This window comes from Pseudomonas palmensis, assembly GCF_017848315.1.
GTDB classification, from domain to species: Bacteria; Pseudomonadota; Gammaproteobacteria; order Pseudomonadales; family Pseudomonadaceae; genus Aquipseudomonas; species Aquipseudomonas palmensis.
This window is the reverse complement of record NZ_JAFKEC010000045.1, coordinates 37,279-45,480: the sequence shown is the minus strand read 5'-3', so window position 1 is coordinate 45,480 and position 8,202 is coordinate 37,279. Positions and strand designations below refer to the sequence as shown.

Here is an 8,202-nt window from a genome sequence, read left to right as displayed (position 1 = left end):
CAATCGACCCTCGATTCGCGCCTGCAGGGCCTGCGGCGAACTGTTCACCGCACTGAACAGCACATCCCGGCCCGGCACCCGCCCGGCCTCCTCGAATGCCTGCATCGCGCCGAACGCCATCTCGTCATTGGCCGACCACACCAGCTGCGTACGCGGATAACGCGCACCCAGCAACTGCGCCTGTTCATAGGCGCGCTGGCGACTCCATTCCCCATACACCAGCTGGCGCAGGTGCACGCCGGGCAACTCGGCCAACGCCCGGTGCATGCCCTGCTCACGCAACTGCGCTGCCGGGGTGTGCTTCAACCCAGAGAACGCCAGCAGGTCCACGCCCTGCTCTAGGGCAGCGGGCGGCAACTGCTCGACCAGCGTCTTGAGCATGCGGTAGCCGGCCTCCTCGTCGTTGCCGGTCAGGGTGCCGAGGACCGGCGGATAACGGTCCGGATACTCGTGCACCTGCCGCGCCTGGTCGACCGTCAGGCCGTTGTTGACCAGAAACAGCCTGACCCCGCTGCCGCGCGACAGGCGGATGATCTCCGGCGCCACGTACTGCTCGTTGACCAGCACCAGGTAGTCCGGCCGCTGCGGCCCCTGAAGCGCCTGTCGCGCCTGATGCAGCACACGCTGGCGATCACGCCCGCTGTACTCGACTCGCAGGGACATGCCCAGGTTCTGCGCGGCGCCTTGCATGAAACGCGAGTAACTGACCCAGAAGGTCTCGTCGGCATTGCCCGGATTGAGAAACACCACCGAGGCCGCCTGGGCGCCACTCACCAGCGACAGGCCCAGCCACACCGACAGGCACAAGGCCTTGAGCATTCGAGTACGCTCCTGCAACGCAAAGCGCCGAGTATAACCGCGACGGCACGGGCAACGCTCAGGTGACAGCCAAACGCTAGCCAGTCTCACTTAGTCCATATAGTTCTTTTCATATGCAAAAACATCACTTTTGCGCATAAACGCAAACTGCTATCTTGCCTCGGCTCCGCCCCGGAGTGCGCGGCCGTGCGCGCGATTAGCTGCAAGCAGCCTGAGAACAGGACCCCTATGTACGTATACGACGAGTACGATCAGCGGATCATCGAGGACCGCGTCAAGCAGTTCCGAGACCAGACCCGACGCTACCTGGCCGGTGAGCTGAGCGAAGAAGAGTTCCGCCCCCTGCGCCTGCAAAATGGCCTCTATATTCAACGTTTTGCCCCGATGTTGCGGGTAGCCGTGCCCTACGGCCAGCTGACGTCGCGCCAGACCCGGATGCTGGCCAAAATCGCTCGCGACTACGACAAAGGCTACGCGCACATCAGTACCCGGCAGAACGTGCAGTACAACTGGCCTGCCCTGGAGGACATCCCCGAGATCCTCGCCGAGCTGGCCACGGTGCAGATGCACGCGATCCAGACCAGCGGCAACTGCCTGCGCAACGTCACCACCGACCAGTTCGCCGGCGTTGCCGCGGACGAAGTGATCGACCCGCGCCCATGGTGTGAAATCGTGCGTCAGTGGACCACCTTCCACCCCGAGTTCGCGTACCTGCCGCGCAAGTTCAAGATCGCCATCAATGGCTCGGCCAGCGACCGTGCGGCCATCGAAGTGCACGACATCGGCCTGGAGCCGGTGCACAACGCGGCCGGCGAACTGGGCTTTCGCGTGCTGGTCGGCGGCGGCCTGGGCCGTACCCCGGTGGTGGGCGCCTTCATCAACGAATTTCTGCCCTGGCAGGACCTGCTCAGCTACCTGGACGCGATCCTGCGCGTGTACAACCGTTACGGTCGCCGTGACAACAAGTACAAGGCGCGCATCAAGATCCTGGTCAAGGCCCTCACGCCGGAGGTGTTCGCCCAGAAGGTCGACGCCGAAATGGAGCACCTGCGCGGCGGCAGCACCACCCTGACCGATGCCGAAGTGCATCGCGTGGCCAAGCACTTCGTCGACCCCGACTACCTGGCGCTGGACAACCTCGACAGCCAGCTGGCCGAGCTCGACCAGCAGCACCCGGGCTTCGCCCGCTGGCGCACGCGCAATACCCTGGCGCACAAGAAGCCGGGCTATGTGGCCGTTACCCTGTCGCTCAAGCCGACCGGCGTGGCGCCGGGCGACCTGACCGACAAGCAGCTGGACGCGGTGGCCGACCTTGCCGAACGCTACAGCTTCGGCCAGTTGCGCACCTCCCACGAGCAGAACATCATCCTGGCCGACGTCGAGCAGCGCCAGCTGCACGCGCTGTGGCTGGAGCTGCGTGAAAACGGCTTCGCCACGCCGAACATCGGCCTGCTGACCGACATCATCTGCTGCCCGGGTGGCGACTTCTGCTCGCTGGCCAACGCCAAGTCGATCCCGATCGCCGAATCCATCCAGCGCCGTTTCGACGACCTGGACTACCTGTTCGACATCGGCGAACTGGACCTGAACATCTCCGGCTGCATGAACGCCTGCGGCCACCACCACGTCGGCCATATCGGCATTCTCGGGGTGGACAAGAAGGGCGAGGAGTTCTACCAGGTGTCCCTGGGTGGCAGCGCCAGCCGCGACGCCAGCCTGGGCAAGATCCTCGGCCCCTCGTTCGCCCAGGACGACATGCCGGACGTGATCGAGAAGCTGATCGATGTGTACGTCGAGAAACGTACTGAAGACGAGCGCTTCATCGACACCTACCAACGTATTGGCATCGACCCTTTCAAGGAGCGCGTCTATGCAGCGAATCATTAAGGGCAACCAGATCGTCGACGAAACCTGGCACCTGCTGCCCAAGGACGTCACCCTGGACGAACTGACCAACTGCGACGACTACATCGTGCCGCTGCACCTGTGGCGCGAGCACGCCCATGCCCTCAAGGCCCGCGACGGCGGCCTGGGCGTGTGGCTGGATGCCGACGAGGAAGCCGAGGAAATCGGCGATGACGTGGCCAGCTTCCAGGTCATCGCGTTGAACTTCCCGGCCTTCACCGACGGGCGCAACTACTCCAATGCGCGCCTGCTGCGTGACCGCTACAAGTTCACCGGCGAGCTGCGTGCCATCGGCGACGTGCTGCGCGACCAGCTGTTCTACATGAAGCGTTGCGGTTTCGACGCCTTCGCCCTGCGGGCCGACAAGGACCCGGTCGAAGCGCTGCAGAGCCTGCAGGACTTCTCGGTGACCTACCAGGCCGCCACCGACGAGCCGCAGCCGCTGTTCCGTCGACGCTGAACACCGCCCCATGAAAAAGGCCCCTTGCGGGGCCTTTTTTTGTGGCGTCGAATTTACAACCGGGTGACCTGGTCGGGCACGCTGTTCCAGATTTCTGCCGTCAGCGTCTCCAGCAACTTTTTCTCCTCCTTGGCCAGGTTGGCTTGCAGTACGTGGCTCTGGCGCAGGTACGCCGCTTCGGTGATGTGCCCTGCATCTGCATCTGCCTGCAAGGCCTCCATGCGGGCGTGCAGCGGCTTGGCGATGCGCTGGTAGCGCTCGGCATACTGCACCTTCAGGTAGCTGACCCAGAAGTCGCGCTGGGCAATCGAAGCCTTGAGCACTGCCGGCGTCTCGCCCTCTTCGATCTCCTTCTGCGCAGCCTTGATATCGGCATCGGTGACCTGGGCAGTGGCTCGGTAGCGCATGGTGTTGGGCTGCCCCGGCAGTTCGAGCGGCTCGGTCAGCGCGGTACGGTAAGCCAGCCGCACTTCGACCTCGTCCACCACCGTGCCAGCACGCACACGTGCATCGATGACCCGTTGGGCAATCAGCTCGACCTGCTCCAGACGATACAGCCCACGCGCCAGCTTCATCAGTGACCACTCGGCACCCAACTGGCTACCCAGCGCCAGGGCGTGGTTGATCAGCACCTGCACCTCAAGCTGGCTGAACACCAGGATCACCGCATCGCCACAATTGCGCACGCTGTCCAGGGTCTGCAGTACCTCCTCGCGCAGCGCCGTGTTGGCGCTCACTGCCTTGATCAGCGCCCACACCCGCTGCTTGAGGTCGTCGTAGGTCTCGCGAAAATCGGACGTCTCCCCCAGGTCATCGAACAGCCGGAACAGTTCGCCGGTGCCCGGTTCGGCCTTGAGCGCATCCCACATCGCCTGCAGTTCGGCCGCCTGCACCGCATCTGCACCGGCAAGCCAGGCCGTGGCACCGGCAGCCATCGGCTCGGGCGCAAAATGGACGCGCAGGTTCGGCGTCACGCCAAAGCTGATACGCGTGCGCTGACGATAGACCGTCAGCCTGACCTGGCTGTCGGCATCGATCGGGTTGCCGTGCAGGCTGGTGACCCGATTGATCCTCAACACCCGATCGACACGCTCGGCTGAGGGCGCCAGCACGTCCTGCGGCACCACCTGAATGTTGTTGGCGCGCAGGTCGACCTCTTCGAGCATGTCAAGGTCCATCAGGCCGGTCGGCCAGGTACTGATGCCCGTGTGCTGCAGCCTGAGCCCGCGCAGGTCGACCAGGGTCGAAACATCGGGCGCGGTTATCAACGGGTTATGGTCCAGGTTGAGGATTCTCAGGCGAACCAGTTTGGCCAGCACCGCATTGGCAGCAGCATCAATGACCAGGCTGTTGTAGCTGAACGTCAGCCGGGTGATGCGCGGTATGGCTTCCAGCGCGGCAGGCAGGGTGCTGAACAGGTTGTTGGAAAGGTTGAGCCAGCGCGTATTGGCAAACTGCTCGACAAAGGCTTCGGGCAATTCGCTCAACTGCATGTCGCGCATGAACAGCGACGCCACATGGCTGAAATCGGCACTCAGAATCGGCAGACCTTCAAGGCGCGTCTCCGACAGGTTGAGGGTGTAGCCGACGGTTCGCCCTTCAAAGGTTACCACCGGGCTGGTCTGGCGCCGCCAGCAACGCTCGATGCGATCGGCCGCCACCTCCCGGTGGCGACGGGTGGCGAAACTCACGGACTGATCGTTGCGCCAGGCGGTCAGCTCATCGATCAGCTTGAACAGTTCCTGGCGACGCCCCTCAAGCTTGACCAGCAGCTCCTCCTCACTGAGCCCCTCGCCTAGCTCCTGCAAAAAGGCCTGCACCTCGTCCACCGCCAGGTCGGGGTACAGCGCCCGGACCCTCTGCATCGGCGTCTGCGGCCTGCCGAACGGGCGCCGGCCACTGAGCGGATAACCGATCTGGCCATCGAGCATGCGCATTGGCGGCTTGAACCAGCGCGTGCGCGGACGCACGCCGATGCTGCTACGCACCGCAGCCGTATCCTTGGCGGCATTCTCGGCCAACATCAGGCGCAACGCGTCGGCCTGGTTGATGTTCAGGCCCAGCAGCACGCGCTCGCTGTCGGGCAGCGCATGCAGCATGGCGGCGCACAACGGCTCCACCCCGCCCAGCGCGTTATGCTCGCTGTCATAGGCCTGATAGCCTTCGTCCAGCCGCGCGAGAATACGCTTGGTGCCGGTGGCCGTGCTGCTCCCGACCGCCTTGAGCTCATCGCCCCACGGGCTGCCCTCACGTACCTGCAACAGCACATCGCCAGACCAACCCGGCAAGGCCTGCAACTGGTCCATGGCAACCTTCAGGCAGTCCAGGCGATCGGTGTAGCCCAGGTAGAGGCCCTCACGGGCACGCACCACGCGCGCCTGCTCCGCCAGCCAGCGGGCCTGTTCGGCCAGGCGCAACGGCACCCGCGGCGGGTTGGCGGTGAGCTGCGCTCGCTCGCTGACGCTGGCACTCTCGACCAGCTCTCTGGCCTGCCGCCACGCCAGCCCGGCAAACTGCTTGCGTACCACCGCCATGCCCGCCACCTCCTGCACCGGGTCGGCGCGGTAGAGGCTGTCGAACACCTGGCTGCGGTTGACGCTGGCGTAACGGGCATAGGCTTCACGCAATTGCGTCAGGCGACCAGCCTCGGTCCTGGCCAGGTAGGGGCCGAACAGGGCCTTCTCTTCCTGTTCGGTCAAGCCCTGCAGCAGCGTTGTCAGGAAGCGACCGTCGACCAGTTCCTGGCGCGTGATCGACAGGGTCCGGTTGTCGGCGCTCAGCGGCGTACCGTACTCCTTGACCAGCTGCCCGTCCTCCATCACCCGCACCAGCACACCGGCCGGCCAACCCGGCATGCGTGTGAGCAAGGCCAGGGGCAAGGCATCGAGCTCGGTGGCCAGTGGTTGCCCGTCGCGCATGGCCGCAATCACATCCGCCACCCTGCGGCTCATCTGCCAGCGCACCAGGCTGTCGCCGAGCAACGCCGGCAAAGGCTCGTTGTTGCTGTGCAGGCGGCGCAGGCGTGCCTCGTCGATGCCGGTGATGGCGGCCATGTTCAGCAGGTCCTCGTCACCCATGCCGTCCACCAGATGGCCCAGGCGCCGCCACAACGTCAGGCCTTCCCACTGCTGCGGGTCTTCGGCCTCGAGGCGCCAGGCCCCGGCGCCGTTGTGCACCACCGGCGGCTGGTAGGCGTCATCGCGAGGATGGCGGACCTGGTACTGGCCCGCTTCGGTGCCGACCACCTCGTAGGCGCGGCCCTGCACACGAATGTAGGTCTTGTCGCCCACGCTGTAGCGCCCCTGAAGGTCCGGCACGACCCCCGACAGATCGACATCCGCGGCATAGGGCTCCAGCTGCGGCTTCCACAGCCGGTACTGCCCGTTGGCCAGCCTGATCTGGACTGTGCCTTCCAGCAACTCGCTGCCCGGCCCGACGGCCAACGGCTTGAGGGCAAGCCCCAGGCCCACGGCGAATGCAATGTTCAGTGCCACCGACTGCAGGTGCGCCATGGCCAGCTCGCGATCACCCACCTCCCAGTCTTCGATGCCCTCGACCACCTCCCCGATCAACTGGCCGGCCGCCACCACCGCCATCACCTCCCCCAGCCCGGGTACGAAGAAGGCGGCGCTGTTGAGCACGTTCAGACCGATGCTTTCCCAGTACGCCAGGCGCGCCTCGCGGGCCGCTTCGTCCGCGTCGGCACTGGGCACGGCCAGGTGCCGCGCATCAGCCTTGGCCTTCTCGATCAGGCGTCGATGCTGCAACTCGAACAGGTCATCTTCCACACGGTGTTCACGCAGGTACAGGTCCGCCTCCAGGTTGGGCTGGCGCTCCAGCAGCCCGTGCTGGCCATCGACCAGGTGAAACAGATTGCTTTCCAGCAGCCCGAAGAAGCGCTCTTCATCGGCCCGGGCCACACACGCGCGCATGGCCTGCTGATAGGCCGGCGAAATCAGGTTGATGCGCAGGTCGCGCTTGAACGCCTCGATGCTCGGGTATTCCTTGAGCGGGTACAGGGGCGCGCCAGGCACATACACCAGCACAGGCTCGGTCTGCTCGCTGAGCAGGCGGTCGGCACTGGCCACCCAGATACCGGACAAGCCAATGCCGAACATTTCCAGGGTGCTGAACACCAGGGGCTTGCCGTTGTACTGGGCGGCACCGGTGCCATCGAGCCAGCCGAGCAAGGCGCTGCGGGCAGCCTCGCCAATCTCGCCCTTCATCGCCGCAATCCAGGTGCGCACGCGCAGGCGCGCCTTGTAGGCCTCGATGGACTGCCGGCGAACCCGATCATGGGTGGCCGGCGCCTCGTACACCGCAGCCAGGTGGTCCTGGTACTGCTTGCCCAAGTCCAGCTCATGGCACACGCGGGCAAAGTCGCGCGGGGCCACCGCCAGCTTGCTGCTGTAAACGTAGCGATAGCGCGGCGCGTGCTCGCTGCCAGGTACCAGCGCCATGGAAAATGCGCCCTTGGCCGCCAGGGCCGTACCGTCGTCGAATTCGGCATCCCGGGCAAAGTTCTGCAGCGCCGCCTGCAGCAGGCTCTGGCGCCTGGGCACCACGCGTACCAGCGCGCCCAGCAGTTCGGTGTCGTGGGTGACGTGCACGAATTCGTGGGTGTTGACGTCGTCGTCGCGCTGCAAGTCGCGCTTGAGCCTGGCCTTGAGCAGCGGCTCGGCGAACTCGACGATGCCTTTGAGGGGGCGCAGGGTACGCGCCAACGCGTCGGCGCAGGCGCGGGCGCGCTGCTGGCAGGCGAGCAGTGCCTGGCGCTGGTCCTCGCGGGCATGGCTGAACCAGGGCGCCGGCGCATCCCCTGCGCCCTGGTGCTGTTCGGCGCCCCAGGGCCGGCTCAGGGCCGCGAAACTTGCAGGGGTGGAGTGCTTGAGCCAGTCAGGCATGCGCTGATGGATGAAGGGGCCATGCGGCCCCGGGGTGACATAGGTGTGGGTGGAATCGGTGGGAGTGGTCATGATGGTCCTCGGGGTAGATTGAACCCCAAGCAGACCCCATCA

The 8,202-nt window shown here is 65.4% G+C and carries 4 protein-coding genes; 2 read left to right on the top strand and 2 right to left on the bottom strand.

Annotated elements, in window-relative coordinates:
- On the bottom strand, positions 1–819 hold an 819-nt coding region (locus JZZ72_RS20470), incomplete at its 3' end, for an ABC transporter substrate-binding protein (protein ID WP_210015019.1).
- Positions 820–1,047: 228 nt separating this feature from the next.
- On the opposite strand from JZZ72_RS20470, the gene JZZ72_RS20465 reads away from it, so the two are divergent.
- Complete coding sequence (locus JZZ72_RS20465; protein ID WP_043859916.1) at positions 1,048–2,706, top strand: nitrite/sulfite reductase; 1,659 nt, start codon at positions 1,048–1,050, stop codon at positions 2,704–2,706.
- Complete coding sequence (locus tag JZZ72_RS20460) at positions 2,690–3,184, top strand: DUF934 domain-containing protein (protein WP_043859917.1); 495 nt, start codon at positions 2,690–2,692, stop codon at positions 3,182–3,184. Before JZZ72_RS20465 ends, JZZ72_RS20460 begins: the two co-directional genes overlap by 17 nt.
- Before the next feature lie 53 nt (positions 3,185–3,237).
- Here JZZ72_RS20460 and JZZ72_RS20455 read toward each other — a convergent pair whose 3' ends face one another.
- Positions 3,238–8,160, bottom strand: coding sequence for an NEL-type E3 ubiquitin ligase domain-containing protein (locus tag JZZ72_RS20455; RefSeq protein WP_210015018.1), 4,923 nt, complete (start codon positions 8,158–8,160; stop codon positions 3,238–3,240).
- Positions 8,161–8,202 lie beyond the last annotated feature (42 nt).

What these genes read in the sequence shown, in the direction of transcription:
- JZZ72_RS20465 (WP_043859916.1), top strand. Translation starts at nt 1,048, where the DNA reads ATGTACGTATACGACGAGTACGATCAGCGGATCATCGAGGACCGCGTC.
- JZZ72_RS20460 (WP_043859917.1), top strand. Translation starts at nt 2,690, where the DNA reads ATGCAGCGAATCATTAAGGGCAACCAGATCGTCGACGAAACCTGGCAC.
- JZZ72_RS20455 (WP_210015018.1), bottom strand. Translation starts at nt 8,160, where the DNA reads ATGACCACTCCCACCGATTCCACCCACACCTATGTCACCCCGGGGCCG.